General features: G+C 43.5%; 26 protein-coding genes, 1 tRNA gene and 1 pseudogene. 19 read left to right on the forward strand and 9 right to left on the reverse strand.

The window, feature by feature from the left end:
* Window positions 1–219: 219 nt before the first annotated feature.
* The 4 genes from V6N89_RS21680 to V6N89_RS04455 all read left to right on the forward strand — a co-directional run bounded on the left by V6N89_RS21680 (window position 220) and on the right by V6N89_RS04455 (window position 2,453).
* On the forward strand, window positions 220–351 hold the full coding sequence (locus tag V6N89_RS21680; RefSeq protein WP_431189786.1) for a hypothetical protein: 132 nt from the start codon (window positions 220–222) through the stop codon (window positions 349–351).
* A 544-nt stretch (window positions 352–895) separates the two neighbouring features.
* A complete protein-coding gene (locus V6N89_RS04445) occupies window positions 896–1,354 on the forward strand; it encodes a hypothetical protein (RefSeq protein ID WP_346993471.1) in 459 nt (152 codons plus the stop codon).
* 564 nt (window positions 1,355–1,918) lie between these two features.
* The gene (locus V6N89_RS04450; protein WP_054552832.1) at window positions 1,919–2,176 is read left to right on the forward strand and encodes a ribbon-helix-helix domain-containing protein; all 258 of its coding nucleotides are present in this window, start codon (window positions 1,919–1,921) and stop codon (window positions 2,174–2,176) included.
* Window positions 2,163–2,453, forward strand: coding sequence for a type II toxin-antitoxin system RelE/ParE family toxin (locus V6N89_RS04455; RefSeq protein ID WP_338516521.1), 291 nt, complete (start codon window positions 2,163–2,165; stop codon window positions 2,451–2,453). The genes V6N89_RS04450 and V6N89_RS04455 overlap by 14 nt, the downstream gene beginning before the upstream one ends.
* A gap of 88 nt (window positions 2,454–2,541) precedes the next feature.
* Here V6N89_RS04455 and V6N89_RS04460 read toward each other — a convergent pair.
* The 3 genes from V6N89_RS04460 to V6N89_RS04470 form a co-directional block, all read right to left on the reverse strand.
* Window positions 2,542–2,618, reverse strand: a tRNA-Ile gene (locus V6N89_RS04460).
* 199 nt (window positions 2,619–2,817) lie between these two features.
* Window positions 2,818–4,134: a choice-of-anchor B family protein gene (locus tag V6N89_RS04465; protein WP_346993472.1), complete on the reverse strand. Its 1,317-nt coding sequence runs from the start codon at window positions 4,132–4,134 to the stop codon at window positions 2,818–2,820.
* 44 nt (window positions 4,135–4,178) lie between these two features.
* Complete coding sequence (locus tag V6N89_RS04470; RefSeq protein WP_346993473.1) at window positions 4,179–5,561, reverse strand: choice-of-anchor B family protein; 1,383 nt, start codon at window positions 5,559–5,561, stop codon at window positions 4,179–4,181.
* A 155-nt stretch (window positions 5,562–5,716) separates the two neighbouring features.
* On the opposite strand from V6N89_RS04470, the gene V6N89_RS04475 reads away from it, so the two are divergent.
* The 3 genes from V6N89_RS04475 (at window position 5,717) to V6N89_RS04485 (ending at window position 8,062) form a co-directional block, all read left to right on the forward strand.
* A complete protein-coding gene (locus tag V6N89_RS04475; protein WP_346993474.1) occupies window positions 5,717–6,460 on the forward strand; it encodes an MbnP family copper-binding protein in 744 nt (247 codons plus the stop codon).
* A gap of 227 nt (window positions 6,461–6,687) precedes the next feature.
* Complete coding sequence (locus V6N89_RS04480; protein ID WP_346993475.1) at window positions 6,688–7,575, forward strand: MbnH family di-heme enzyme; 888 nt, start codon at window positions 6,688–6,690, stop codon at window positions 7,573–7,575.
* A gap of 157 nt (window positions 7,576–7,732) precedes the next feature.
* A complete protein-coding gene (locus tag V6N89_RS04485) occupies window positions 7,733–8,062 on the forward strand; it encodes a hypothetical protein (RefSeq protein WP_334019253.1) in 330 nt (109 codons plus the stop codon).
* Window positions 8,063–8,105: 43 nt separating this feature from the next.
* On the opposite strand, the gene V6N89_RS04490 is transcribed toward V6N89_RS04485, so the two are convergent.
* On the reverse strand, window positions 8,106–8,765 hold the full coding sequence (locus tag V6N89_RS04490) for a hypothetical protein (protein ID WP_338516525.1): 660 nt from the start codon (window positions 8,763–8,765) through the stop codon (window positions 8,106–8,108).
* A gap of 251 nt (window positions 8,766–9,016) precedes the next feature.
* Here V6N89_RS04490 and V6N89_RS04495 point away from each other — a divergent pair, with 251 nt between their 5' ends.
* From V6N89_RS04495 to V6N89_RS04535, 9 genes are all read left to right on the forward strand, one after another.
* On the forward strand, window positions 9,017–9,343 hold the full coding sequence (locus tag V6N89_RS04495) for a DUF3718 domain-containing protein (protein ID WP_338516526.1): 327 nt from the start codon (window positions 9,017–9,019) through the stop codon (window positions 9,341–9,343).
* A 333-nt stretch (window positions 9,344–9,676) separates the two neighbouring features.
* Window positions 9,677–10,234, forward strand: coding sequence for a LytR/AlgR family response regulator transcription factor (locus V6N89_RS04500; RefSeq protein ID WP_338516527.1), 558 nt, complete (start codon window positions 9,677–9,679; stop codon window positions 10,232–10,234).
* Between the two features lie 114 nt (window positions 10,235–10,348).
* Window positions 10,349–10,720 carry a CidA/LrgA family protein gene (locus tag V6N89_RS04505; protein WP_338516528.1) on the forward strand — a complete coding sequence of 124 codons (372 nt, stop codon included), beginning with the start codon at window positions 10,349–10,351 and terminating at the stop codon, window positions 10,718–10,720.
* The gene (locus tag V6N89_RS04510; protein ID WP_338516529.1) at window positions 10,713–11,426 is read left to right on the forward strand and encodes an LrgB family protein; all 714 of its coding nucleotides are present in this window, start codon (window positions 10,713–10,715) and stop codon (window positions 11,424–11,426) included. Before V6N89_RS04505 ends, V6N89_RS04510 begins: the two co-directional genes overlap by 8 nt.
* 181 nt (window positions 11,427–11,607) lie before the next feature.
* Window positions 11,608–12,603, forward strand: coding sequence for a response regulator (locus tag V6N89_RS04515; protein ID WP_338516530.1), 996 nt, complete (start codon window positions 11,608–11,610; stop codon window positions 12,601–12,603).
* A complete protein-coding gene (locus tag V6N89_RS04520; RefSeq protein ID WP_338516531.1) occupies window positions 12,603–13,091 on the forward strand; it encodes a PAS domain-containing protein in 489 nt (162 codons plus the stop codon). Before V6N89_RS04515 ends, V6N89_RS04520 begins: the two co-directional genes overlap by 1 nt.
* A 209-nt stretch (window positions 13,092–13,300) precedes the next feature.
* Window positions 13,301–15,013: a DUF1566 domain-containing protein gene (locus V6N89_RS04525; protein WP_338520219.1), complete on the forward strand. Its 1,713-nt coding sequence runs from the start codon at window positions 13,301–13,303 to the stop codon at window positions 15,011–15,013.
* A gap of 2 nt (window positions 15,014–15,015) precedes the next feature.
* Window positions 15,016–15,555 (forward strand): DUF1566 domain-containing protein, encoded by a 540-nt coding sequence (locus tag V6N89_RS04530; RefSeq protein WP_338516532.1) that lies wholly within the window; start codon window positions 15,016–15,018, stop codon window positions 15,553–15,555.
* 216 nt (window positions 15,556–15,771) lie between these two features.
* Window positions 15,772–16,566 (forward strand): DUF2884 family protein, encoded by a 795-nt coding sequence (locus tag V6N89_RS04535; protein WP_346993780.1) that lies wholly within the window; start codon window positions 15,772–15,774, stop codon window positions 16,564–16,566.
* A 16-nt stretch (window positions 16,567–16,582) separates the two neighbouring features.
* Here V6N89_RS04535 and hemW read toward each other — a convergent pair.
* The 4 genes and pseudogenes from hemW to V6N89_RS04555 form a co-directional block, all read right to left on the reverse strand.
* Window positions 16,583–17,723 (reverse strand): annotated as a pseudogene (gene hemW, locus V6N89_RS04540) (radical SAM family heme chaperone HemW).
* Window positions 17,716–18,318, reverse strand: a complete 603-nt coding sequence (locus V6N89_RS04545; RefSeq protein ID WP_338516533.1) for an XTP/dITP diphosphatase — start codon at window positions 18,316–18,318, stop codon at window positions 17,716–17,718. Before V6N89_RS04545 ends, hemW begins: the two are co-directional and overlap by 8 nt.
* A 263-nt stretch (window positions 18,319–18,581) precedes the next feature.
* Entirely contained in the window at window positions 18,582–19,808 is a 1,227-nt protein-coding gene (gene srmB / locus V6N89_RS04550; RefSeq protein WP_346993476.1) for an ATP-dependent RNA helicase SrmB, read from the reverse strand.
* Window positions 19,809–19,881: 73 nt separating this feature from the next.
* The gene (locus V6N89_RS04555) at window positions 19,882–20,640 is read right to left on the reverse strand and encodes a hypothetical protein (protein ID WP_338516534.1); all 759 of its coding nucleotides are present in this window, start codon (window positions 20,638–20,640) and stop codon (window positions 19,882–19,884) included.
* A 282-nt stretch (window positions 20,641–20,922) separates the two neighbouring features.
* Here V6N89_RS04555 and V6N89_RS04560 point away from each other — a divergent pair, with 282 nt between their 5' ends.
* The 3 genes from V6N89_RS04560 (at window position 20,923) to V6N89_RS04570 (ending at window position 24,242) form a co-directional block, all read left to right on the forward strand.
* Entirely contained in the window at window positions 20,923–21,582 is a 660-nt protein-coding gene (locus tag V6N89_RS04560) for a DUF2975 domain-containing protein (protein ID WP_338516535.1), read from the forward strand.
* A gap of 1 nt (window position 21,583) precedes the next feature.
* The gene (locus V6N89_RS04565) at window positions 21,584–21,790 is read left to right on the forward strand and encodes a helix-turn-helix domain-containing protein (RefSeq protein WP_338516536.1); all 207 of its coding nucleotides are present in this window, start codon (window positions 21,584–21,586) and stop codon (window positions 21,788–21,790) included.
* Window positions 21,791–21,917: 127 nt separating this feature from the next.
* Window positions 21,918–24,242 carry a methyl-accepting chemotaxis protein gene (locus V6N89_RS04570; protein WP_338516537.1) on the forward strand — a complete coding sequence of 775 codons (2,325 nt, stop codon included), beginning with the start codon at window positions 21,918–21,920 and terminating at the stop codon, window positions 24,240–24,242.
* Here V6N89_RS04570 and V6N89_RS04575 read toward each other — a convergent pair.
* Window positions 24,232–25,356, reverse strand: coding sequence for a CCA tRNA nucleotidyltransferase (locus V6N89_RS04575; RefSeq protein WP_338516538.1), 1,125 nt, complete (start codon window positions 25,354–25,356; stop codon window positions 24,232–24,234). The genes V6N89_RS04570 and V6N89_RS04575 overlap by 11 nt on opposite strands.
* Window positions 25,357–25,416: the final 60 nt, after the last annotated feature.

Below are 25,416 nucleotides of genomic sequence, written 5' to 3' on the forward strand. Positions count from 1 at the left end.
CCCCTTTTTTCAATATCATGATCATATTTTTTGAAGTATCGTCTCGGGCTGAAATTTAAAGAACAAAGATATAAAGGATTCGTTTGTGGGAAGTGTACTGGTGACTAAAAAAACACACCGAACAACTCAAAGAGCAGAGGTTTTTTGCTCATTAATGGGGACAAGCTGTTTCCGGTTATTAAAAATGACTTTCGGATTGGCCAATATGTAACACTTTCAATGGGCGTTGAAATTGGCAACGGGGTTGTTGTTGTCGCAAACTCAGTGGTCACAAAATCTGTCCCCGATTTTGCTATTGTTGGTGGAGATCCTGCCAAAATGATTAGATACGCTTCGACAAAAAGCAAATAGATGCGTTGCAAGATATTGATTGGTGGAATTTTCTATTCACCGACTTTAGTACACTGTCGTTCCAGCGTATCTATACCGCTATAACTTAATGGCGCGAAGAGTGTAAAACTATTGAGCTGTACAAACCAAAAGTGCTTAGATTGCCTTAAGACTTGAGCATTTATAGGTTCAAAAGCACTTTACTATTTTGCCTTATCTGTCAAAATCTGAGTATCTGCATTGTTTAATGTTGTGAAAGAGCAATTCGATATTGCCCAACATAATGATTCTCTTCAAATCTAGTGCGTTCAAATAGATGAAATGATAGCCTTCGAGCTGGAGCATGGATAGGTGATGGAGCTCATGTAAAGCGTAGTAAGGATAGTGACGTCATCGGAAGATTCATTGATTTGTATATGAAATAAAAGTGTATTGCCGATCGCTTTTATCATTCACGTAGTTTCACAGCTGACCAAAATTTTAAGGACAAATATGACTTTTCTTCGTACCGTATTTTCTATCTTCGTTTGTATATTCGTAACGTCATGTTCGAACCTGGCTTTTAATGAACGATACGAGAGTACCAAGTGGAGCAGTATCGTTGTTTCACCTAGTAAATGGTAGTTTCGGCGAAGAGATAACGAATCTTCTTGAGCATAATCTGACTTCAACTGAAAGTATGATTATTTATTCGCCCAAATATGTGGTTGATAACTTTGGTAACGGAGAAGAGGCATTCGACGTTAAGCAAATGAAAACCATCGCTGAAGGTTTGAAAGTGGATGGCATACTCGTTGCTGAGTACACGAGTTCAGAAACCAGCGCTTATCAAAGCGATTTAGGAATAGGTTCATCAAGAGCGGTTGTTTTTTATCGCTTAATTGATGCCAAAACAGGACTAACAGTCGCAACGAGTAACAAAGAAGAGGCGAGCATCTTCTTAGACTCAAGAGAAGCAGTAGAAACTGCAGCAACTTCAGCGCTTGCAGACATCAAGGCTGCGCTTCATAAACTGTCTGATTGATTGCAAAACCCAAAAGATGAAGCGTCTCCGATTATTGCTTAAAGTAATTGGAGACGCAGTTGAGTCAAAGGCTCATGTTGCTGTGGAATAAGATTTTTTAATAAGTGTTCTTTGCGCTTTATGGCAACTACATTCTCTCGCCCGCTACTGTAATTTTATTTTCAAAACTACCATATCAATTTTATATCGCTTTTGTTTGTCGAATACCTAAACCTATCACGCATAACGCAATCTGAATTTACTGTTGGAAATAGTGATCGGTAATTTGTTTAAAACTACTTATTGATGCTCTTGCGGAAATTCTATGAGAGTAGAAAAAATGGTGGCCCAACCCTGACTTGAACAGGGGACCTGCCGATTATGATGCCCCATTAGCAAGCTTACAATCCCGTTATAAGTGCGTGTTTTAACGCGGTCATGACCACCATCTTACCGATATTGTTACCACCTATGAATTGTATGGTGTAACTCAAATTGATTCTTACCCGTTCTGAACTAAACTTTATTGTGGTAGTGTAAAGTAGGATTATATCCTTACGAGATTTCTTTCATTGGAGGTAAATTATGGCAATGGTAAAGAAAAGTATCACAGTAACTGATCAACAAGAACAATGGATGCAAGCTCAACTTGCAACAGGTAATTATGCTAGTGACAGCGAGTTATTACGAGATTTAATCAGAAAAGAGCAAATGCGTACTAGCCAAGTTGAAGTTATTAGGCAAGAACTGATCAAAGCAGAGCAAAGCGGTTTCAGCTCTCGTTCTCCTGAAGATATTGTTAATGCGGTGATTGCCAGAAAACAAACTAATGGCGAAGTATAAATTAAGTAGTGCTGCTGATCAGGATTTGGAGCAGCTATTTGAATATGGCATTGATAACTTTGGTTTAGCTCAAGCTAAATCATACATTGACGGGTTGATTATTCAGTTTCAAAGCATTGCGGAAAACCCGCTACATTATCAGGCTGTTAATCATATTCGTAAGGGATATAGACGCAGCGTGTATGGAAAACATGCTATTTACTACGTCGTTTCTAATGACTGCGTTGATGTCATGCGAATACTAAGAGCAGAAAACCTTAAAACTGCTTTTGAGTAATTAATGTGTTCAGTTCGTTATCAGATAGTTTGTCCAAAATGGCCAAACTTTGCTTTCGACAACATAGATGACATTGATGAAGGAAAAATGGTGGCCCCACCCTGACTTGAACAGGGGACCTGCCGATTATGAGTCGGATGCTCTAACCAACTGAGCTATAGGGCCATTTAGATAAGATGCGTTGAAATTGTTAGCCTTAACAATCACAAGCGTGCGCAAGTATAAGCAGTTTTATTTGCCTTGTCACGCCTCACTAATGGCTTTGTGTGGCGTTTGCTTTATTTTTGTTCAAGTTGCGTAGTTATAGCGGCCAAATGGTGTTGTATTCCACTTGGCCTATTCAATATTTTAATTGTTTTTATGTTTAGTGCGCTCCAGCATTATTCTGGCAAGCTCGCAGTCGGCGACGAAGCATAAATGCAGCTATACCAATAAGACTAAACGCACCCAAACTGCCGCCTCCGCTGCTTCGTACAGTGTCATTGCCTAAATCAACAGTTTCGGCGGGCGCTTGGACATCAACGGCTATACTTGCGCTACTCGCCACGCCAAATTCATCGGTCGCCGTCAAAGAAAACGTCAAGGTCGCTGGGTTGTCAGGCGTAGTAAAACTGGCTTGAAGTGTTTGCGCATCAGCAAGGGTTACAGCTGGACCTGATGTTTGTTCCCATAAAACGCTGACAAGCGCATTTTCAGGATCGCTAGCACTACCTTGTAACGTTTGCGATGTACGAAGTAGTGCTGCAAAATCATCTCCGGCATTCACAATGGGAGCTTGATTACTCTCGTCATCTTTAATTGTTACCGTTGTTTGGTTAAAACTACCCAGCTGTTCCTCGTTCTCAGCACTTAGCGTTATAAAGAAGCGTTCTTCTGCTTCTTCGTCGTTGTCGTTGATAAGTGCAACCGTAATGGTTTGAGCTTGTGATTCGCCCTCTGCCCACGTTAGTGTACCTGACTGTGCTTCTACATCTTGATTAACTGTTGCGGTATCGCTTTCAACCATGTATTCAACACTGAGTTCACCTTCTGTGCCTCCCAGTCTAGACACGCTAACCGTTATGTTGGCGTCAGTTTCTAGTGCGGTAACTTCATCTATGTTTAACTCTGCAACATAGGTTTGCGCAGTGCCTTCAATAGTAACGCGCATATAGCCAAGGCCAGGTGCAATTCCGCCACCTTGTGGGTTGTACAGCCTAACAAAGAACAGTTCGTCACCTTCGTTGGCAGCATTCGGTGCAATAGCAAGCGAGATGTTTTGAGCGGCATCATCACCTTGTGCCCACGTAAGCTCGCCTTGGCTCATTACAACATCATCAGCATTTGCTGAGCCGCGAATGACTTGGTAGCCGACGCTAAGCGCATCGTTACCCATTTTCATCACAGGCAGCGTAAGTATTGTGTCGCTTTGGGTCGTTGTTACACTGTCAGCAAATGCCGCGACGGTAGAAGAGGCTAACGTATTGTCTTTTAATACAAAAAGTCCACGCTGAATATCGCTGATTAATACGTTACCACTTGGCAGAAAAGGGTATACACCCCACGCGCCATTAAAATTAGTGGTATTGAGAGCAGGGTAGGTATCGAAAAAGCCTGCCTGGAAGGGAGAACTCGGATCTGAAATATCCAAAATAGTGAGTCCGCGCTCGTAATTCGACATGTAATATCGATTTCCCCTCACATATCCATTGTGGTCGATGGTTGGGTTGTCGCTAGTCCATCTACCTAAGCAAATACTGGCGTGGTCAAAGACGTAATGTCGAACACCAAAACACGGGTGTTCAGGTTGAAATTTCTTTCATCTAACTCGTCGTGAACAAACGCATAGCGCTGGTCTTCGCTAAACCATCCGCTGTGGGTGTAAGCTACATTCGAGTAACTTATGCTACTAAGTTCTTCAACAGAAGCGGCATCGCTATGATCCCACAGCCGCATTTCGCTTTCGTTAAAGTCCAGCATCACGGTGCAGCCCTCATCAATGGCATTGTTGCAATCGCTTTGTGCCCTTGCGTCGGTAATCAACATAGATGAAGCGTCGTGAGTATAGTATCCCCCAGACGAAACAGTAGGTTCATAGCTGGCTGAAGGTGTCTGTGGTACTTGTAGTGCATAGGAGCGAAATGCACCGCCACTGCTGTCTTGCCCCATTAAGTGTAGCTGTGGGCGTGCATCGTTAAGCGCCGTATTAAAGGTATAATCGACATTAGAGATATAGATGTTATGAGCGCGGTTGTCGTCGTTGTTACGCTTTAATAAACTTACACTGTTGGGTAAGTCGTTAAGGTCAATAATAGTAAACCCTTCTGTAACGCTGTCAGCGCTAGAATAAGCATAAGCTCGCCAACGCGCTGCATTGCGATCAAAGTACTGATAAACCTTTACGTCGCGCCATGAGGTACTTTGCCCCGTTACTTCACCGACTACATTAGGTGCAGTGGGCTCGGTTACGTCAACCACCACAATACTGCTGCGCATGCCTACAATGGCGTACTCACGCTGCGTATTTAAGTCAACATGACCCCAAATGTCATTTGCGCTTGTTGATACACTAGACAGCAAACTAACGGGTACATTTGCAAGTAGCTCAACCTTGTCGCACGGATAACGTCCTGCCGCTAGACCATCTTCACACGCTTCGCTAGTAAGGAGTTGGTTGCTAACCTGCATGGCATTGGCTGCTGTTTGGAAGGCCGCGGTTGAACTTTTGCCATCGGCGATACTGTTGAACCCCTTGGTGTATAAAGACTCAGTCAAATAGGCGGGTACGTTTACTAACGTCGTTTTATTAATGGTTGGGTTTTGAACTTGAAAGTGGTCGCTACGAGAAAAACCACCCAACACTGGGAGTAAGCTGTCGTTTAGTACCTGGCTATGTTGTGCACTATCAAAGGTGTACTGGCCTTCAGCAACTAAAATTTTGTCGCCTTTATTTGCTTGGCGTGCGGCGTAAAGAAGCGTTTTACAGGGTCTAAACCTGTTGTCACACTTTCCGCTATCTACACCATCTTGGGCCACGAAGCGCGCTTTATCATGGTCGGTATGCGCGGTTGTGCCTTGACTAATAAATGCTAAAAGCAGCACTATTGGCAGTAATTTTGATGGGGTCATCTTGTCATCCATGCTTTTGATGATTGTGAGTTCTGTTTAGAAAAGTATCAGATATTTAAGGGAAGTACATAAACGAATGAAAATGCTTTTGCGCAAATGTGGAATCACTACGTTACTGGCAGCGTTAATGCTCTCGTTATCAGGATGCGACGGGCTTGATTTTGGAAGTCGACAGCCTGGCGAAATACTCGGTGAAAATAGTAGGTATAGATTCAGGTGCATGCCCCATGATTATGCACGTTGGCCAACAGGGGTGGAACATTGACTACTTTGGTTTTTACTTAAGCAAGCCCGAAATGAAAATTGATGGGAAATGGCAGCGAGTGAAGTTCAAGCAAAATGAGTGGCAAACTCAGGATGTGGCGCTTTTAAAATTTCATACGTTATGCAATTCGCCTGCAGACGCGAATGACAAGATACTCTTGGACGTGTCTGATGCATTTTTGAAGCTATCAACTAGTTTGCGTTTTACGATGGGCTTACCTTTCGACACAAACCATGCCAATCCACTTACTCAGCCATCGCCACTTAACGACAGTTCAATGTTTTGGAGTTGGCAGAATGGGCATAAGTTTTTGCGTTTAGACTTATCAAAAAGCGGCGCTGAATCGAGCAAATGGTCTTATCACCTTGGCAGCGTAGGGTGTGAGTCTGATTCGGCCGTTAGACCTCCTGAAACATCTTGTGCATTTACTAATCGCGTTGAGTTTGTTTTACCTATGGTTCAGCTCGACAGTGACCTCGATTTAGAAGTGTCATTGGCCGACATCATTACCAAAGTGGATATTAATGAGGCGCCTAATTGCATGTTCGAGTCGCCAGATAGTGAACCGTGTAAACGCCTAATTCAAAATCTGGTAAATCGACCATGGATAAAGTGGCAATCTGTTGTCTTTTAACCCGTTGTATATTTACCTACTATGACAACCTGCCTAATCAAGCGGTTTACACTTTGTCTTTTATGTGGCGTATTATTAAGCTGCAGTAAACCGCCTACCCCTTACCAATGGCCCCTGCCTGACTACGTACCAGCACCTATTGTTCCTTCGGATAACCCCATGACAGAAGAAGGAGTGTTGCTGGGGAAAGCCCTTTTTTTGACAAGGCGTTAAGTGGTGACAAGAGCATGTCTTGCAGTAGTTGCCATTTACCTGAACATGCATTTGCTGAGCCCAAGCGCGTTTCGGTAGGCGCAAAGGGTGAGCAACTCAATCGTAATGCGCTGGCGCTGGTAAATGTGGCGTATAACGCGTCGTTTACGTGGGCACACAACAATCTCGATAGCATAGAAAAACAGATTCTTATCCCGTTGTTTAACGAGCATCCTGTCGAAATGGGCGTCACAGGAAATGAACAAGAAATATTGAAGCGAATAAACACACCGCATTACCAACACTTGTTTAAAGATGCCTTTGGCGATGACGAAGTAAATATGAATAGGGTTGTTTTGGCGCTTGCCAGTTATGTAAGAAGTTTAGTGTCGTTTAACAGCGCCTTCGATGCCTATGCCTATCTTGGCGATGACAATGCGTTAACACCGCAGCAGATAGAGGGGCTCAACTTGTTTTTCTCCGAACGTACTGAGTGCTTTCATTGTCACGGCGGGGTTAACTTTACCCAATCATCAAAACATAGTTTTCAAATGTTCTCTGTTCAGCCTTTCCACAATACAGGGTTATATAACGTAGACGGAAAGGGAAGTTATCCAAAATCTGATATGGGGCTTTACAGTGTTACGCATAACAAAAGTGATATGGGCAAATTTAGGGCTCCTACACTGAGAAATATTGCGCTAACGGCTCCTTATATGCACGACGGCAGCATTACAAGTCTTGAAGAAGTGATAGATTTTTATGCTCGAGGGGGTAATAAAGTAGATGAAATTAACCCTCATCGTAGTCCTTTTATTAAGGGGTTTGTAATTTCAGATAAGGAAAAAGCAGCGTTAGTGGCTTTTTTACACAGTTTAACGGACGATAATTTTGTAAAAACGCATAATGCACCCAAAAATTAGCGTTTTTTTGTCCAATACCACTAATATATGGTTATACTTTGTACTTAGATATCAACCAAATGCTTATGTGCTGTTTGTTAACATCGTGGTAGACTCAACAAATTGTGTTCGTTGTTAATATTTTGAAAAAAGCAGGTAAGTAGTCGCGGAGATGATAATGACTGAAAAACCTTTTATTACTAGTGGTCGTAATACCATCATTCACAAAATAAGAAAATTAGATCTATTGGTAATCAATGGTGATGAGCATCCGCCAGTCCTTGTAACTTACAAGGGTATTAAGCAGTATGAAGGCAAAGTGCCTGAGAACAAGCGTGATGCAAAAATGATGGATATGGAGTTGGTGGATGTAACTACCAGCGACGTGTTTGGTGACGAGAAAACGCTTCTGTTTGTCCAAACGCTAAATGGTAAAGAGTACAAAATCGATTATTCGAAAATTGGTACAAGCATGTTTATTAAAATCCACCAAGACAGCTTTTTTTGATTGTGGCGCTGTGCACTCAAAGTGCACAGCTTTGTTATTGGGGTCAGGCGATTTGCCCCCAATTGTCTGCCTCTAACGAGTTGAAGCCCCCAATAGCTCGTCCTTTCCCTTTTAGTTGAACATAACGTTGTTTAAATATATTAAATCGACAAATGTCGACAGGTGTCACTTCAGAAGCATTAACACCGCTAATTATTCCAGCAGTTTCTAAACCTTCAGCAATAAGTTCAGAGCAAAACCAGCTATTAAAATCTTCTTGATTGTAACTGATACCACCAAATATAGGGTGGTCGTCTAGGCCGTCAACGGCCGAGCCAAACAGCTGCAGTACGTCGTAGGGTTTGCCGTCTTGTTCAAACATATAATTGAAAAAACGTTTTTTATTTTGCTCGAAAATGCTTCGAGATTCGCTTGAGAGCGGTAACCACCAAATATCGCCATCATAAGATGCCACGCGTTCGCTCAGCCTATTCGTCATAACGCCGCGTTTCCCTTTATAAGATGTCGCCTCCATTACCTGATTGAAGTATCGGTTGGTGTCTTCATCGCGCATTTTAGTTTGCATCACTATAGCCACGTGAGTCACTGCCGATCGGGTTGTCAGTTTAGTCCAACGAGAAAATAAGCTATTGCCTCCAAATGCGATGATGTCGCCCGGTTGCATGTGCTGTCTTATAAGATGGTATTGCTGTTGTTCTAGCATAACGCTTCCCTGACTGTAATGGTGTTAAAACCTGCAATTCACTCGAATGTTTCAAAGTATGTGTAACGTACGACTAATAACAGTTTATACCGATTATTAAACCTCGCAAATGGGGTACTTATCGCAACGTCGCAAATACAGGGGGTTTAACGAATTTATAGCGTTATGCTCGAAAAGTTTCACTAATTTAATGATGCGGAGGCAAAAAGAGGTAGTCACCGCGTTGCCGAATATTATCAGAGGAACTTGTTATGTTTATGTCACGCCGCATTACTAAAATGGCCCTTATTGGTCTTACTCTTTCACTTGGTGCAACTGCCGCGCAAGCGGGTGGTTACCCTAAAGAAATGGAAAATGATTTAATTGCCGTCTGCGAAGCTGTAAAAAGCGACCGTCCACTTGCCCTTCACAATGCTGTAAAAAGTACTGGGTTGAGCCTACGAGATTTGCATGAAGGTCTAGTGTGCAATGGAGAAGATATGATCACATTTGCACTAACGCATAATGCTGTCAAAAACGGGGCGCTTATAGCACGTCGTGTTAATGCAGAACCTAACGTACTTACAGCGAAGCGATAGTTATATGTTGTTTAACCCTAGCGATTTGGGCTGCAATGCCTGCAGCTCCTTTTTCGCCGAGGTCAACAAGGCGCTATCTATAGTCGTTGGATAGCAGAAGATCATATTAGCGTATTCAAGGAAAGCAGATGATCGCACTGGTTTTCTTACAATCAATATCTTGCCAATCAAGCCTCGTCGATGTTTTGAAAAGACTAGGCTAGGTTCACGCGTATTTTTGAGGCTGAATCAACCGGGCATTGTTTAGCGTTAGCTGAAAAGCATCCTAACTCCATTGGCTTTTATTCTGTTGCACAATCTAGTCGAAACCTTGCGTCTCGCTATTGGATAGCCGTGGGCGAGAAAGAGCAAGAGGCTTTACTGGCATTTCAACATAACGCCTCGGGCTTTATTTCTTTTCCATTTGAAGAAGCGCAAATTGAACATGCAGTCAGTCGAGTGCAAGATAAATATCATTATTTTGAACGAGGCTTTCAGTTTAATTTAATGGTTGAAGGGCTTTGTAAGCAATATGGCGTTACTGAGTCAGCGCTTTTAGCCACGCTTCGCCGCCAACTTTCTCAACATCACCAGCCTAATGTTGTTGGCGTACGCTCAGAAAACGGTTGGAGTTGCCTAAACCCCGCAGAAATAAAATGGATTGAAGCGGCTGGAGACTACATGTGCGTACAAACACTGTCTGAAAATATCATTGTACGTACCACGCTTTGCGACTTACTTAAGCGCCTAGGTGAACACAACTTTAAACGCTGCAATCGTTCTGTCGCGGTTAACGAGCGACATGTCGCTCATCTTGAGCAAAAACTTAATCAGCAGCGTGTCGTTATGCAAGGAGGTGAAGCATTTAAGATCACTCATAAGTATTTCTACCAGTTTTGGCAAACACGCTAGTCGTCAAAATGTTGCAACATTGAGTTCACTAAGACCATTGTCTCGCTGGCATCAATGACTTTCTGTCGTTACACTCGTCTTACTTGCTAACACGGTGTCAAAAGCGGGAAGGGCGTGCGACAGGTTTTACATTATATAACGGGTGCTGTACTTGTTTTTGGTGCGTATTTTCTTGGTACTTTTATCGCCCAGCGCGCGGACATGTCAATTCCTGGCGCCTTGATTGGCCTGCTAATATTGCTTTCAGTACTTCTTTTTTTCCCCGCACTCGAGCGCCACCTAACCCAATTTGCCGCCAGTCCACTTAAACACATGTCATTGTTATTTGTACCAGCTGTACTTGGCATCAGTTTGTATTGGGGTGATATTATCAATAATGCACTAGCTATTTTTATTGCCATCGTTTTGACCACGGCGATAAGCCTAGGCATTACTGCATGGTGTTCTCAGTGGTTACTCAACAAAAAAACGAACACTGATGATTGACGCTCTACAGCAGGCATTTACACTATCTGGATTAAGCTGGATCCTCATTTCTATTTTGAGCTATTGCATTGCGCTCGTTGTTAACCGCGCATTAAAAAGCCACCCTGTCGCTCACCCCCTTATTATCACCGCCACCCTTGTAGGGCTTTGTTTGCTTGGTACTCGCACTAGCGTGACAGAATATCAGCAACATGCTTCTTTGTTACATTGGTTACTGGGGCCCATCACTGTTGCGTTAGCATTACCAATATTTAAGCAATGGCAAAAGCTTAAGCACTATGGATGGCGATTATTTTTGAGTATTGCCATTGGCGGTGTCATTGCTCCTGTTACTGCATGGTTGAGTATTTTCCTATTAGATGCCCCAGTCGCACTTCAGCTAACTATGCTGGCAAAATCAATCACCACACCATTAGCCATGGAGGCCACAGCAAACATAGGTGGTATTCCCGCGCTCGCGGCAGTTTTTGTAATCGTCACAGGTATAGTCGGTGCTATTGTGTCCACTTCCGTATTTTCTGTACTCGGTGTTCATCATCGACAGGCCCAGGGAATTGCTTTGGGAACCGTAGCGCATGCAGTTGGAACGGCCAAAGCCATTAATATGGGCGATGATATTGCTGCCATGGCAACCTTAGGGCTATGTATTAATGGTGTTTTTACGGCTATTATTCTTCCTTTACTTTTTAATGCCCATTTTGTTTGAATAAACAAAAAAGTAGCTGGCAAATTTCTACAGAAGTGCTATTTGTTAGTGTGATGCACGCATCGCAATGTAATCATCTGCAAATCATCGCTTCAGTTCATAGAAGTAATGCCGATACAAAGCTAAGTGTCGAAAATGTCGGTGAAAGCTGGTTTCAAAAACTAGGTGGTAAAAGAGCTTAATGTTTTCTGTTCTCGTCTGTGACGACTCGTTAGTTGCGCGTAAACAAGTAGCCAAATGTCTTCCTCAGGATTGGGAAGTAGCGGTTCACTTTGCAAAAAATGGCCAAGAAGCACTGTCTGCACTTGCCGAGGGAAAAGGCGATTTACTTCTTTTGGACCTAAACATGCCTGTACTCGATGGGTACGGCACTCTTGAAGCTATTAAACAGCAAGGCCTCAAAACTAAGGTGGTTGTTGTGTCTGGCGATATTCAGCCTGAGGCGCATGAGCGAGTGACGACGCTTGGTGCATTAGACTTTATAAGAAAGCCTGTCGACCCCAAAACACTTGCTGATGTACTAGATAAATACAATATCCTTCACGCTGAAGAGGTGGAAGAAGAAGAGGTGTCGCCTCTCGACCCCGATATACGTGACTGTTACCAAGAAATTACGAATATTGCCATGGGACAAGCGGGTGACCATCTTGCGCGGATCATGAATGTATTTGTCGAACTCCCTATCCCTAATGTAAACCTCATCGAAGTTTCTGAACTTCATATGATGTTGTCCGATATCGAGAGTCATGAGCAAGTAACGGCAGTTTGCCAAGGTTTCCTTGGGCCAGGCGTAAGCGGCGAGGCATTATGTATTTTAAGTGACTCCAGTTTTGATGACGTAGCCAAAATTTTGAATGTCGAAGGTGAGGTCGATGATCAGCTCCAGCTTGAACTGCTGATGGATGCCGCCAGTATTTTAATTGGCACATGCCTCACTGGTCTTGCGAACCAAATGGACATCAATTTCAGCCAGGGACATCCAATTGTACTAGGGCAGCACAGGGCGATAACTGAAATTATCAGTATGAACCAAATTAAATGGAAACGGACGCTAGCCATAGAGTTGAGTTACGGTCTTGAAGGTTACAATGTCCAGTGTGACTTGATTTTGTTGTTTACAGAAGAATCGATGAAAATGATGAATTCAAAACTTGCACATTTGTTGGAGGATTTTTAATGAGCCAGCAATTAGACGAGTTACAAGAATTCCATTGGATGATGGACATGCTGCAGTCGGTTGACGTAGGCATCGTTGTACTAGACAGAAACTTTACTGTACAAGTGTGGAACGGCTTTATGGAAAGCCACAGCGGTCTTCTACCAAGTGAAGTGCGTGATAAATCTATTTTTTCTTTATTTCCCGCTATCAAACAAGACTGGTTTATGAAAAAAGCAAAACCTGTGTTTGATCTTAAAACCCGTGCCTTTATGACATGGGAACAGCGCCCATATCTACTTAAGTTTCCCAACTATCGGCCGATTACAGGAAGTGAGTCGTTCATGTATCAGAACATTACCTTATCACCGCTTACGTCAGCAACGGGTAAGGTCGATTATATAAGTATGATGATTTACGACATGACCGATGTGGCTGTGGGGAAAAAGCAGCTGGAAGCGCTTCAAGTAATGGTGTCAGAGGCTCAAGAAGCCAAGGGCACGATGTAGCAAGTAATTGTAGCGAGTATGAGTGCAGCAAGCTTTATTGGCCGCTGCGCTGCTAACCTTCTTTCTAAGCAAGCCCCGTGGTCTCTTCGCTTTAATCAATATATACGCGCACCCAATTGGATTGTTCGTTGTGTGTGCTGGGAGCTGTTATGCCTTCAAGTCATCGTTGGTTTCGTCTTATTAGCCCAAATACTAAGTGCGCTGTATTAATGCTATGTGCCTTAGTCACTATGTCTGCCTGCGGTGGTGGAGGTAGCAGTGACTCAGGTGAAAGTTCGGGTAATCCAACGCTAGTTGTTAATGCTGGCCCAGATGCTACTGTCACTGAAGGTGCGACCTATACGCTTAGCGCTCAGGTAAGCGGTGGAGACGGTACATACACATATAATTGGAGTGCATCGCCGTCGCTGAGCATAACGCACGAAGATACCAGTGCGGCAGCGGCTAGTTTTATTGCACCTGCATTAAGCAGTGAAACACAATACACGCTGACGGTGTTGGTCAACGACCAAAGTGGCAATACTGCAAGTGACGCAACTGTGATTACGGTTTCTCCTGTCAATATTACACCCGAGGCCAGTATCAGTTTACCCCAATGGGAGGGGCTTGCTGCTAACACATTCCCAGGTGGCGTAGAGCTTGTCCTAGACGGTTCGGGAAGCAGCGATGCTGATAGTCAATCTGCTGATAACGCGATAGCGGATTACCGCTGGTCTCAAACGAGTGGTACTAATGTTATTACGGGAGTGGATACCAACCTCTCAACGCTAACCATCGTTACACCTATAGCTAATGACACACAATCAATGTCGTTTGAGCTTGTGGTAACAGATTCTGAAGGTGCGACCGATAGCGACTCAGTATCAATTACGGTTCAGTCCCAACAAGACACGGTACCTGTTGTTGATGCGGGGTTCTCACAAGGTGTTTTTTCCGGGGAAGTCGTGATTTTAGACGGGCAGGCAAGCACTAGTATTCCTGATGCGCAGCCGCTTATTTATTCTTGGGAAAGAAGTAACAATGTCAGTGCTACTGACGTGTCAGATAAAGGTAGCCTCACGGAAATAAGTACTATCGATGATAATAGTGCGTTGTCTACGTTTGCCGTTGCGCCCCTTGTATCAACGACCACGGTTGTCACTTATACCTTAACGGTGGTCGATGCTAATGGTAATAGCGTGGAAGACACCATTAACGTACAAATTCGTCCTATGCCTACGCCGTTGTTAAATGATACGGGATTCTTACAGCAAGCTACCAATGATGCACTGACGCAGGCACAGCAAAACGACTTCCCAGGCCAAGATGGTCAGCGTGGTGCTGACATTATTGAGCAGAACGGATTGATTGAAAAAGCTGGTAGAGGCAAGGCGGGTTTTGACTTCACGCGGCTGAATGCGAACGGTGATGAACAGGATGCCGATGCAACCAGTTGGTCATGCGTGAGAGACAATGTCACAGGGTTGGTGTGGGAAGTAAAAACGGACGACGGCACTTTTCAAGATGGTGACTTCACCTACGCATGGTACAGCGATGAAGTTAACGGTGGATTTGAGGGCGACTTAACTGGCGCAAATGCCACGTGTTTATTGACCAATTGTAACACCAGCGCCTATGTAGAGGCGATTAACACCCAAGGTCTATGTGGCTTCTTTGACTGGCGTATGCCTACCCACGATGAATTGTTTTCTTTGATGCATCTTGGCGTTGCTGATGATGTGGCCATTGATGAAGATTATTTCCCTAATTCAGGAAGTGTGTCTAGCACACCGCTATGGTATTGGACCTCTGTGCCAAGTGCTGATGGAGTTAATAATGACAATGCTCAAAATGCCTGGGCGTTAGACTTTGACTCTGGGGTAGACAATTTTCTTAATAAATCATCGGCAGCACGTGTGCGACTCGTAAGAGCGGGGCGGTAACTATGAACACTATATTTAATATAAAAATTGGTCTTAAAGCGTTGGCCATATCCTCATCGCTAGTGTTATGCGCCACTGCAAGTGCGCAGCAGTGCTTGTCAGATGGACTTGAAACAACGCCAAGTGGAAACTTTTCAGCAGTTACAACAAGTAGTTTGCTTGATACCACCACAGATCTTGTTTGGCGTCGCTGCGCTGAGGGGCAAACCTGGAATGGTTCTACATGCAGTGGTGAAGCAGTAAAATACACCTGGCAACAAGCACTTCAACTGGCTCAGGAAGCAAGCGATGAAGACTTGCTGGGATGGCGCTTGCCTAATGTAAAAGAATTAGCAACGCTGACAGAACGAGATTGCGTAAGGCCAGCAATTAATTCATCACTTTTTCCTGCAACGCCGCCAGATGATTTTTGGACATCTACACCCTCTATCGATGACCCTGATAGAGCTTGGGTAGTTGCATTTTTCAATGCTAGTCACTCTATTAAGCAGAAAGACAGGTTTATTTACGTAAGATTAGTACGTACTTATACCAATGAATAAAACCTAGAGTGCGGATGGAAAAATACGACGTAAAGGCAATGCATTTCCCTTGATAATTGTACTTTGGTATAAGTTACCCTTCTTATACTTTTACTTATAAAAGCACGCCCTATAATGCGTGCTTTCTTATTTGCCCAGATTCAACCTGATTTTTAGCACGTTAGACTCATGATGGCTTTCATTTTTTTGTAAGCTAGCCACAATGTTGTTATGAAAATGATTTCGCGCCTCAAGGCAGCCTTTTTTACACTTTGTTTGTTCGCTGGACTATCAACCTCGGCGCAAGCGGAGTATACCTGCAACATCGATTTTGCTTACGGCATTGCCGTGAACAATAACCAACTTAGGGTTATGGACAAAACCCGCACTGTTTTACAAATTAACGGACAATCTCAGTTATTCATAGGTGGTCGTTGGCAAACTCTGGATGATGAACAGCTTATGTGGCTGAAAGATTATGCGTCGGGACTTCACTATGTTGTGCCCAAGATGATTGTACTTGCCACCGAAGGTGTTGATCTGGCAATCGATACTATCGAGCACGTTTATTTAGGTTTGGTTGGAAGCGACCATGATAGTTATGAACGTTTAAATGCCGCGATGAAACGTGTTCAAAATCGCGTTAAAGATAAATTTCGGCATGCCAGTAATCACTACTTTATTGGTCCAGGGTCGCTAGAAAGCGTAGATGACTTTGTTGATAGTGAAATTGAAGCACAGCTTGAAGAAGCTATTTCTACATCTGTGGGCGGTATTTTGTCGGCAATCAGTGGCATAAATACAAGCAGTGGTGAAGTTAACCAAGAAAAAGTGGCTGAAATTACCCGCCAATTAAACAATGTCGGCGAGCATTTAGATGTAGGTGACAAAGCCACAACATTGAGAAAGAAAGCTGAATGGTTTTGTGAAAAGCTAAAACGTTTAGATATTGCAGAAGAAAAGCTGAGGGCGAGCGTGCCAGCGTTCGAGCCTTATAACATTATTACTAAACAAAAAAGAAAGCCCGATTAAATCGGGCTTTTTTATGTCATACAAAACACGATAGCAGTGAATTCAAATATCTTCTGCCTTTATTCGTGACTTGCCAATGTGAGTCATTAGCAGTAAGCAACTCCTGTTGCTGTGCATCATCAAGTGCTCGCTTTACATCCGTTGATAAACTAATACCTATGAAGCTAGCAAAGTCATCAATAGGGCAGGGTTCAACTAGCCTAAAGCGGTTCATAAAGAACTCAAAAGGGAGGTCGTCACTGGCAACCTGCGTTTCGCTATCCAGATATGGCTAAGCTTAGTTCCATATAGCCACGAGGGTGTTTAACCTTTACTGTTCTATGTATTGTGCCATTCTCAGCATCTGTTATTTTGCCATGCGCGCCACATCCGATACCAAGATAATCTCCAAAACGCCAGTAGTTCAAATTGTGGCGACATTGGTGCCCCGTTTTCGCATAACCTGATATTTCATATTGATGGTAGCCAGCCGCTTCTAAAAGCGCGTGACCTTTTTCCTGAATGTCCCATAACACATCGTCATCAGGAAGCTCCGGAGGACGAGAATAAAAAGGCGTGTTTGGCTCAATCGTCAGCTGGTACCAAGACAGATGATAAGGGTCTAGCGCAATGCCTTGCTGTAAATCAGCCATTGCATTGTCGACGCTTTGCTCTGGTAGGCCGTGCATAAGATCTAAGTTAAATGTAGGCAGGCCTGCACTGTGTGCTTGCTTTACGGCATTTTCGGCTTGGCTCTCATTATGAATACGGCCAAGTACTTTTAGGTGCTTTGGCTGAAAGCTTTGGATACCTACAGATATTCGATTAACGCCAGCCTGATAAAAGCCAGCAAATCTTCCTGCTTCTACCGTGCCTGGGTTGGCTTCCATGGTTATTTCAGCGTTATCACTTAAGTTAACTCGCGCTCTCACGCCGTTTAAAATGTCGGCCATGGCGTCTGGGGAAAGCAAGCTGGGTGTACCACCCCCAATAAAAATGGTTTCTACAGGACGATCGCCAATGCGTTTAGCATCAATAGCTAAATCATCTAATAGGTGTGCAACGTACTCTTTCTCAGGGAGCTCAGATTTAAGCCCATGAGAATTAAAGTCGCAGTAAGGACATTTCTGAACACACCAAGGTATGTGAATGTAAAGGCTAAGCGGAGGATTACGCAAAGTTGGCTCTCATGCTATCAAGCAAAATGGCCAATGCCTTACCGCGGTGGCTAATACGGTTCTTTTCCGCTTTTTCAAGCTCCGCCGCGGTACAGCCATGACTAGGTACATAAAACACTGGATCGTAGCCAAAGCCATCAGTACCAGAGCGCTCGGTAAGTATTTCGCCTTCCCATTTTCCTTGGCTAACTAAAGGAACGGGATCATCTGCATGGCGCAGAAACACTAATGTACAGAAGAAATGCGCTTTACGCTTGGCTTCGCCATCAAGCGAAGCTAGTAGCTTGTCAATATTAGAATCGTCCGTAGCATCAGCACCAGCATAACGCGCAGAGTAAATACCAGGTGCACCACCAAGAGCATCTACCACTAAGCCTGAGTCGTCAGCAATCGCAGGAAGACCTGTCACCTGTGCCGCATGACGCGCTTTTATAATGGCATTCTCAACAAAGGTAGTACCTGTTTCAGGCACATCAGATACCCCTAATTCTTTTTGTGCCACAACGTCTACACCATAATCTGCAAACAGTGACGCAAACTCGCGCACCTTGCCTTGATTACCCGTTGCTAAAACAATTTTCTCAGGAAATTTCATAGTACTCTCTTTTGAACTGGCTGCGGGGTCGCGCGATGAACATCGGCTGCGTGAGGGGTAATGCTTCCACAAACACGCTGTAAACACATCCGTGTGCGCTCCGCTGCCGCATCCATGCGGCAGAGGGTTTGTTCCAGCATTACCCCTCCCACATCCTTGTACATCACGTGACCCCGTGCGCTTTCTTTGTAGTGCTTAGAATCAGGGGAGTATCAAAAGAAAAATATGCTTTCTTTAGCTCGCATACCCTGATTCGTGCCTATTTACTTGCGCTTTTTTGGCTTTGCTTTGCTCTTAGCTTTGTCTTTGGCCTTTACTTTTTTCTTTTTCGGGCCAATCTTTGGTGTTTTGTTTTTGGGGCGGAGCTCATCAATAACACGAGCTTTTAAGGGCTCGCCCATGTAACGTGCTACTTTCGCTATCATTTCAAAGTCGTGTGCTTCAACTAGCGAGATTGCTGTGCCCTTGGCGCCTGCACGACCTGTTCTACCAATACGGTGAACATACACATCGGCTTTGCGCGGCATATCAAAGTTAATTACATGGCTTACGTTTGGTACATCAATACCACGTGCCGCAACGTCTGTGGCAAGCAAGATAGGTACTTCACCGCTTTTAAAACGCGCCAGTGCTGCAATCCGTTTATCTTGTGGCATTTCGCCCTGTAGCCAACACACCGGAATATCTTTTGACGCCAAAAAGTCTTTCAACATTTGTAGGCGGTCGCGGGTTTTAACAAAAACAACCGCTGTGGTGGTCGCTTCTTGCTGAAGAATATTAACCAATAGCGCTTGCTTGTGATTCATGTCATCAGCAAGGTGATACCACTGGTGAATTTTGTTTTTCTCTTTGCGCGAAGGATTTGCCTCAATCACTTCTGGGTTGTTCAGAATGTCATGAGCAAAGTTTCTTACGCCTGCACCTTCTAACGTAGCTGAAAACAATAAATTCTGTTTGCGCCAGCGTGCTTCCGCGGCAATCTGATTTACTACGGTGGAGAAGCCCATGTCTAGCATGCGATCGGCTTCATCAAGAATTAGGCATTCGATATCACGGCAGTCCGCGGTTTCTTTCTCGATGTGTTCAAGTAGGCGACCAGGTGTTGCGACAAGAATGTCCAAGTTTTTGCTTAACGTTTCCTTGTCGGTGCCGTAGTTAATACCATAGGTTATCACACCGCACACAATTTGTGTGTGCTTGGTTATGGCAACGGCTTGCTCGTATACCTGAAGCGCTAACTCACGAGTTGGTGTCAAAATGAGTATACGCGTCGCGCCTGGCTGCTTACGAGGGTAGTCGAGTAAAAACTGACAAGCTGGCAGTAAAAAAGCTGCCGTTTTGCCAGTACCAGTCGGCGCTGACGCTAAGATATCACGCCCGTCTAACGCATGGGGGATCACTAATTCTTGTATGCTAGTTGGAGTTTCAAACCCCATATCTGCAACTGCATGACACAGTGCATCGTCTAATTCGAGTTCTTCGAAAGTCATAGTATAAAAAACGCTCTAAATGAATGGGGCGTATTGTAGCATTGCTGTACCAAAACATAGAGAAAAACTGCGGTTAAATTCGAACACCATGGGTAAATACACATTCAGGTGCCAACGGGTTAGCACTATTGGCATTGAGCAACTGTAAGTGGATAAGACTGAGTTTACTTACTTGGTCTTCGCTCAGCTCGCGCGATATTTCAAAGTAGTAGTTCGCATAAGGCGAGTTTAGCTCCCGTAATTCAAGGTAGGGGAATTGTCGGTATTTCCAGTGACCTTGTGCGCTAACGGTGGACTTATCGATTTCAAGGGTAAGTTGATAGGTTCCGTCTTTATTCAAACGTAACCGTTGGCCATCGCCACATTCCTTACTTACGTAGCTATGTACAAGGTCTTGAGCAAGTAAGGTGCCTTTGGGGCGTTTTCCATCAGGAAATAAGAAAACAGCGAGTGAGTTTTTGGTATACCAGTGATTACCCTGTGAAAGTGGTTGAACACTTTTTATTGGTAAACCATTAGATTGGGCGGCATCGGTAGTGTAGTCGATGGCTTCTGGCGCTTGCAATAACAGCGAGTAAAGCAGCGTATTAGAGGTTATGGTAGTAGGGAATTCAAAGTCATTTACTTCAACGTTGAGCCCTTTATCACCGAGGCTTTCACTTAACGATTGTACTTGCGAAGGCGCTATGTATTTTCCGTAAATATGTACAGTGGGTTTGCTGCTGCAGCCTGCAATGGTTAATAAGCATAACAGTAGTCCGATACCGTTAAATACGGTATTAGTGAGTAAGTGCGTTATGGGTTTCGAATAAAGTATTTTAGATATTGTCACAATGCATCACCCTTATGTTTTTTGAAATTAGACTGGACTTCATCTTTTTGTCATTTGCTTTTGTTTCTTGTTTTGGTTTTATGATTACACTTGTAATCCTTGCTTTGTTGTAGCATAGCGATAAGGGATATGAAAGCAAAGTGTTTTTTTGAAATCACATAGTGGTTACTTATTTCTTTGTATTGATAAACAAAAATTTTTTATCGTTTATCAATAAAATTTTGTTGTTTTGTAATAAATTTGCGCTATAGTTGGTGAGTGAATTTTAAACAGGACTTCGCTATGGACTCGAACACTACAACAACGCCTATATTGGCCTTGCGGTTAAAAAAACTATTTGATGGGGTATTTTATCTTTTTGGTGCACTGATGATTGTTGGTCTAGTGATGATAGCCGTCGTAGGTCTCAATATTCCGTCTGACCAAGAGGCTCGTCATACAGATATTAATTATCCACTGAGTTTTAGGGTATTACCTAGTGATGAAGTCGCGAATGCAACAAAGAATGATACAAATAAGATCAGTGAAATCATACAAGGCCAAGCAGAAATAAAGCTCAACAATACGCTTGGTAAATCGGCTTGGTATATTTCTAATTGTATCTATGTTCTTCAAGCCATTGTTGTGATGATTACGCTTCATTACTTACGAAAGTTGTTCGCTAATTTTGCTCAGCGTCACTACTTTACGCAAGCTAATGCAATGTATATCAGGCGTATCGCATTTATCGTTATAGGGAGTTGCGTTGTATACCCTATCGTTATTTATTCTGGTGGATTAATGATTTTGAACGACATTGGCAGCTTTAATGCTCAAATCGAGCTATCTCCCTCAATATCATTACCTATTACCGGACTTATTATAGGGTTGGCGTTGTTGGTGCTTGCGCAGCTATTAGACGAGGCCGTGGAAATTTATAAAGAGCAGACGCTGACAATTTAAAATGAAGAAAACAATAAAAATAAATTTAGATATGGTGATGCTTCAACGAAAAATGTCACTAACTGAGTTGTCAGAAAGAGTGGGTATTACTATGGCCAACCTTTCTACCCTTAAAACAGGAAAAGCGAAAGCAATTCGTTTTAGTACCTTGCTCGCGTTGTGCGAGGCTCTTGACTGCGAGCCGGGTGATTTAATTAAAACGGAGTGACCAATTATACATTGGTATTGTTTAGAACATATTTTGTGCAGATGGCCTAAAGATAGGATATTGTGTAGTTAAGCTCAATACCGTAATTATCTTTAAGTGGGTACAGGGAAGTATAGGAAGCGTATTAATGTCATTAAAAACAAGATTGTTGTTTGCCGTTGTTCTGCTTGTGTCACTATCTGTTCTTATATTAGCTGCTTTTACGACGTATATTTCCGTGAATAATTCAACTGAAGCATTAGCTGCCTCTTCAGAAGATAAAATGCGCCAGCAGGGCGTTCAAACGAAGCAAGCTATCGAAAACTATATGGCTTTCAATGAAGGCCAAATTCGTAATTTTTCGTCTTCTTCCTTTATCAAACAAGCGGCCAATGATTTTATTCCTGCGTTCGGTCGATATACCGAACAAAGGGGGCAGCTAACGAGCGCGCAAAAAAATACACTTTTCAATTATTACAACACTGATTTTGCGACGCTTTACAGCAAACGAAATGATTCGGTGTTATCTGAACCAACGCGATTAGTGAATGTCCTTTCTAATACTTCTCAAACATTGCAACACGACTTTATAGCGGCATCCCAATTCCCAATTGGCGAGAAAGATAAGTTATTACAACTGAGTAATAGTAGCGATTATGCGAAGTCGCATGCGACTTACCACAGTGAAATTCGTGATTTCCTTCAGGAATTTGGCTATTACGACATTTTTATAGTCGAGCCTAGTAGTGGGAATATTGTTTACAGTGTGTATAAAGAACTCGATTTTGCCACTAGCTTAAAGGATGGCCCCTATGCTGATACGGGTATTGGTGAGGCATTCGCGGCTGTAATGGCGAAAAATGACAGTAATTTTGTTGCTATCAGCAAACTTAAAACATATCTACCTTCCTATGATGCCATGGCGGGCTTCTTAGCTTCAGCAATAACGGATGGTTCAGGTGACATAAAGGCCGTTTTAATTTTTCAAATTCCCATTGATAGAATTGGAGCAATACTTACTCACAATCAAAAATGGAAAGAGTATGGATTTGGTGATTCAGGAGAAACCTATTTAGTGTCTCCTGATGGTTTATTGGTTACCGAAAGTCGGTTTTTCTTAGAAGACAGAGAAAACTACTTAAAAACAATTAGTGCAAGCTCACCTAGTACTGCCAATAAGATACGAGAGGCCGGGACATCAGTAGGGCTTCAGCGGGTGGACAGCGTCTCTAGCCGTAAGGCACTTAACAGGGCAGAAGGCTTCGAAGAGGTAAAAGATTATAGAGGGGTGTCTGTTTTTTCATCGTATTTACCATTAACAATTGGTGAACATACCTATGCTCTCCTAGCTGAAGTTGATGTAGCAGAAGCGCTAGCACCAGCGAAGCAGCTGCAGTCGACATTAGTGTATTCAACCATTGTTGTAGCTGTTGTCATTCTGGCAATCGCTGTAGGGGTTTCTTTACTGCTAGCGAGAAAGATTATTGAACCTTTGGAAGAACTTGGGGAAGCTTTTAAAACATTATCGAGCGGTAATGGCGACCTTACAGTTAGACTGAAGGAAACACGAATTCCTGAAATCAATGGTGTGATATCACCTTTTAATACATTCATAGGCCAAATTCAGCATATTGTAGAGCAGATAAAAAATAATTCAGAAAAGCTGTTGTCGTCATCAGATGAATTGGCTGCACTGGTAGAACAAAGTAAGAGAGGTGTAGCGACTCAGCTTGGTGAAACAGAGATGGTAGCTGCGTCTGTTGAAGAGCTCTCTGTGTCTATTGCTGAAGTATCGCGGAACACAGTGGAAACAAGAGATGCGAGTACATCAGCCATGGCAAGCCTTAAAGAAAACATGGAGCGCGCCGACCTTGCTGCGGGTAACATAAAGTTGTTGGTGAAACTAATTAGAGATTCTCAAAATGTTATTAGCACATTGCAAAACGAAGTTGGCCTTATCAATAGCTTACTCAGTGACATTACCTCCATTGCAGATCAAACCAACTTACTTGCATTGAATGCGGCTATCGAGGCAGCAAGAGCAGGGGAAGCAGGTCGCGGGTTTTCAGTGGTTGCCGATGAGGTCAGAGCGTTGGCAAATCGCTCTCAAGACAGTACACATAAGATATCGGCAATCGTAGAGAGAATGAATGACGCGTCTAGCCTTTCAGTAAAAGAGATGGAAAAAGCTTCAACAGCAGCAGATGGTGGTATACATTTAGTCGACCTTGTGACCACCGCAATGAATGAACTGTCTCACATCATCTCTCAAGTAAGCACAATGGCTGAAACGGTAGCTGCTGCAACGGAAGAGCAAAATGCGACTTCGGATAGCGTTAGCGGGAACGTCAATAGTATTGCCGAGCAAGCTGAAGAGCTTAATTCGGGGATTGGTTTGGTGGCTGACTCAGCGAAGTCACTTTCAACTATGGCTAAAGAATCAAGCAAGCTGGTAAGTGGATTTACTGTGTAACACCCAAAGCTATGATTGCGGTTAGTCTTGCTTCTTCCAGTGCAGGCTTTATGGCAGGCCCTTTTATGCCTTGAGCAATAATTTGTTGCACGTCAACCTGTGTCGCGGCACTTAATGCTGAAAGGATTTGCTTTTGGCGTATGTTCCAATTATTACCCCGGTATTGCGCATAAGGTGCAACCGCATCCAGTATCATTAAAAAGCGTTCTGCTCGTCGCCACGCGTCACACCCATTAAAAAGGGTAAGCAATGCTTGAGCTGTATTGTCTTCCTCTAGCAATAACGCCTTAAATTTGCACACTAGCAGCGCGACATCACTTACTTGGTTTTGCACTTTTAGTCGTGTACACAAGCTCTTTACTTCATCTTCGGATAGGTGTGCTGTGAGTGCCGCGAATCTAACTATTAGGCTATCTGTGTTACTGCTGGTTTTTATTGTTGCTGACAGTGCCAAGGTTGGTAAGGCGTCTTCAATGGTTGGTACAATCTCACAAAACCAGTCTTCAAGCGCGTGTACGTTGCTCAGTACCTGGAAAAATACTTCAGGCGTTTTTTCTTGTAGACTTCGTTTGGTTTCTTGCCATACTCGTTCCGCCGTGAGGCTTTTAAGCTCCCCACTTTTTGCCATTTGCGTCATTAGTGCTTCGGTTTCAGGCGCAATGGTAAATCCTAAATAGGCATAGCGTGTTGCGAATCGTGCCACACGGAATACACGTAGAGGGTCTTCACTAAACGCATCAGACACGTGGCGTAATATACGACTTTCAAGATCTACCCGGCCGTTATACGGGTCGATAATAGTGCCATTGCTATCTTGCGCCATGGCATTCACAGTGAGGTCGCGCCGCATAAGATCTTCTTCCAGCGTGACTGAGGTTGACGCGTCACAAATAAAGCCTGTATATCCTTTTCCCGATTTTCTCTCTGTTCGCGCAAGGGCATATTCGTCAGAGGTTTTTGGGTGCAAAAATACCGGAAAGTCTTTACCTACTTGTGTATAGCCTTTGCGTAACATTTCGTCTGGCGATGCACCCACTACTACATAGTCACGTTCTGTGACATCGCGATTAAGTAAAGCATCGCGCACTGCACCGCCTACTAAATATACCTGCATGCTACCTCGTACAAACCGATCTGAAGAGAACAACGTGGTACTGAATAACCACTAAAGAAT

The sequence above is a fragment of the Alteromonas gracilis genome (genome assembly GCF_036870955.2).
Classification (GTDB): Bacteria; Pseudomonadota; Gammaproteobacteria; order Enterobacterales; family Alteromonadaceae; genus Alteromonas; species Alteromonas gracilis_A.

Coding starts and splice junctions, on each gene's coding strand:
- V6N89_RS04515 (WP_338516530.1), top strand. CDS start 11,608: ATGTTTTCTGTTCTCGTCTGTGACGACTCGTTAGTTGCGCGTAAACAA.
- V6N89_RS04525 (WP_338520219.1), top strand. CDS start 13,301: ATGCTATGTGCCTTAGTCACTATGTCTGCCTGCGGTGGTGGAGGTAGC.
- V6N89_RS04495 (WP_338516526.1), top strand. CDS start 9,017: ATGTTTATGTCACGCCGCATTACTAAAATGGCCCTTATTGGTCTTACT.
- V6N89_RS04530 (WP_338516532.1), top strand. CDS start 15,016: ATGAACACTATATTTAATATAAAAATTGGTCTTAAAGCGTTGGCCATA.
- V6N89_RS04565 (WP_338516536.1), top strand. CDS start 21,584: ATGAAGAAAACAATAAAAATAAATTTAGATATGGTGATGCTTCAACGA.
- V6N89_RS04570 (WP_338516537.1), top strand. CDS start 21,918: ATGTCATTAAAAACAAGATTGTTGTTTGCCGTTGTTCTGCTTGTGTCA.
- V6N89_RS04445 (WP_346993471.1), top strand. CDS start 896: ATGAACGATACGAGAGTACCAAGTGGAGCAGTATCGTTGTTTCACCTA.
- V6N89_RS04520 (WP_338516531.1), top strand. CDS start 12,603: ATGAGCCAGCAATTAGACGAGTTACAAGAATTCCATTGGATGATGGAC.
- V6N89_RS21680 (WP_431189786.1), top strand. CDS start 220: ATGGGCGTTGAAATTGGCAACGGGGTTGTTGTTGTCGCAAACTCAGTG.
- V6N89_RS04450 (WP_054552832.1), top strand. CDS start 1,919: ATGGCAATGGTAAAGAAAAGTATCACAGTAACTGATCAACAAGAACAA.
- V6N89_RS04480 (WP_346993475.1), top strand. CDS start 6,688: ATGTCTTGCAGTAGTTGCCATTTACCTGAACATGCATTTGCTGAGCCC.
- V6N89_RS04560 (WP_338516535.1), top strand. CDS start 20,923: ATGGACTCGAACACTACAACAACGCCTATATTGGCCTTGCGGTTAAAA.
- V6N89_RS04470 (WP_346993473.1), bottom strand. CDS start 5,561: ATGACCCCATCAAAATTACTGCCAATAGTGCTGCTTTTAGCATTTATT.
- V6N89_RS04485 (WP_334019253.1), top strand. CDS start 7,733: ATGACTGAAAAACCTTTTATTACTAGTGGTCGTAATACCATCATTCAC.
- V6N89_RS04575 (WP_338516538.1), bottom strand. CDS start 25,356: ATGCAGGTATATTTAGTAGGCGGTGCAGTGCGCGATGCTTTACTTAAT.
- V6N89_RS04455 (WP_338516521.1), top strand. CDS start 2,163: ATGGCGAAGTATAAATTAAGTAGTGCTGCTGATCAGGATTTGGAGCAG.
- V6N89_RS04535 (WP_346993780.1), top strand. CDS start 15,772: ATGATTTCGCGCCTCAAGGCAGCCTTTTTTACACTTTGTTTGTTCGCT.
- V6N89_RS04510 (WP_338516529.1), top strand. CDS start 10,713: ATGATTGACGCTCTACAGCAGGCATTTACACTATCTGGATTAAGCTGG.
- V6N89_RS04490 (WP_338516525.1), bottom strand. CDS start 8,765: ATGCTAGAACAACAGCAATACCATCTTATAAGACAGCACATGCAACCG.
- srmB (WP_346993476.1), bottom strand. CDS start 19,808: ATGACTTTCGAAGAACTCGAATTAGACGATGCACTGTGTCATGCAGTT.
- V6N89_RS04545 (WP_338516533.1), bottom strand. CDS start 18,318: ATGAAATTTCCTGAGAAAATTGTTTTAGCAACGGGTAATCAAGGCAAG.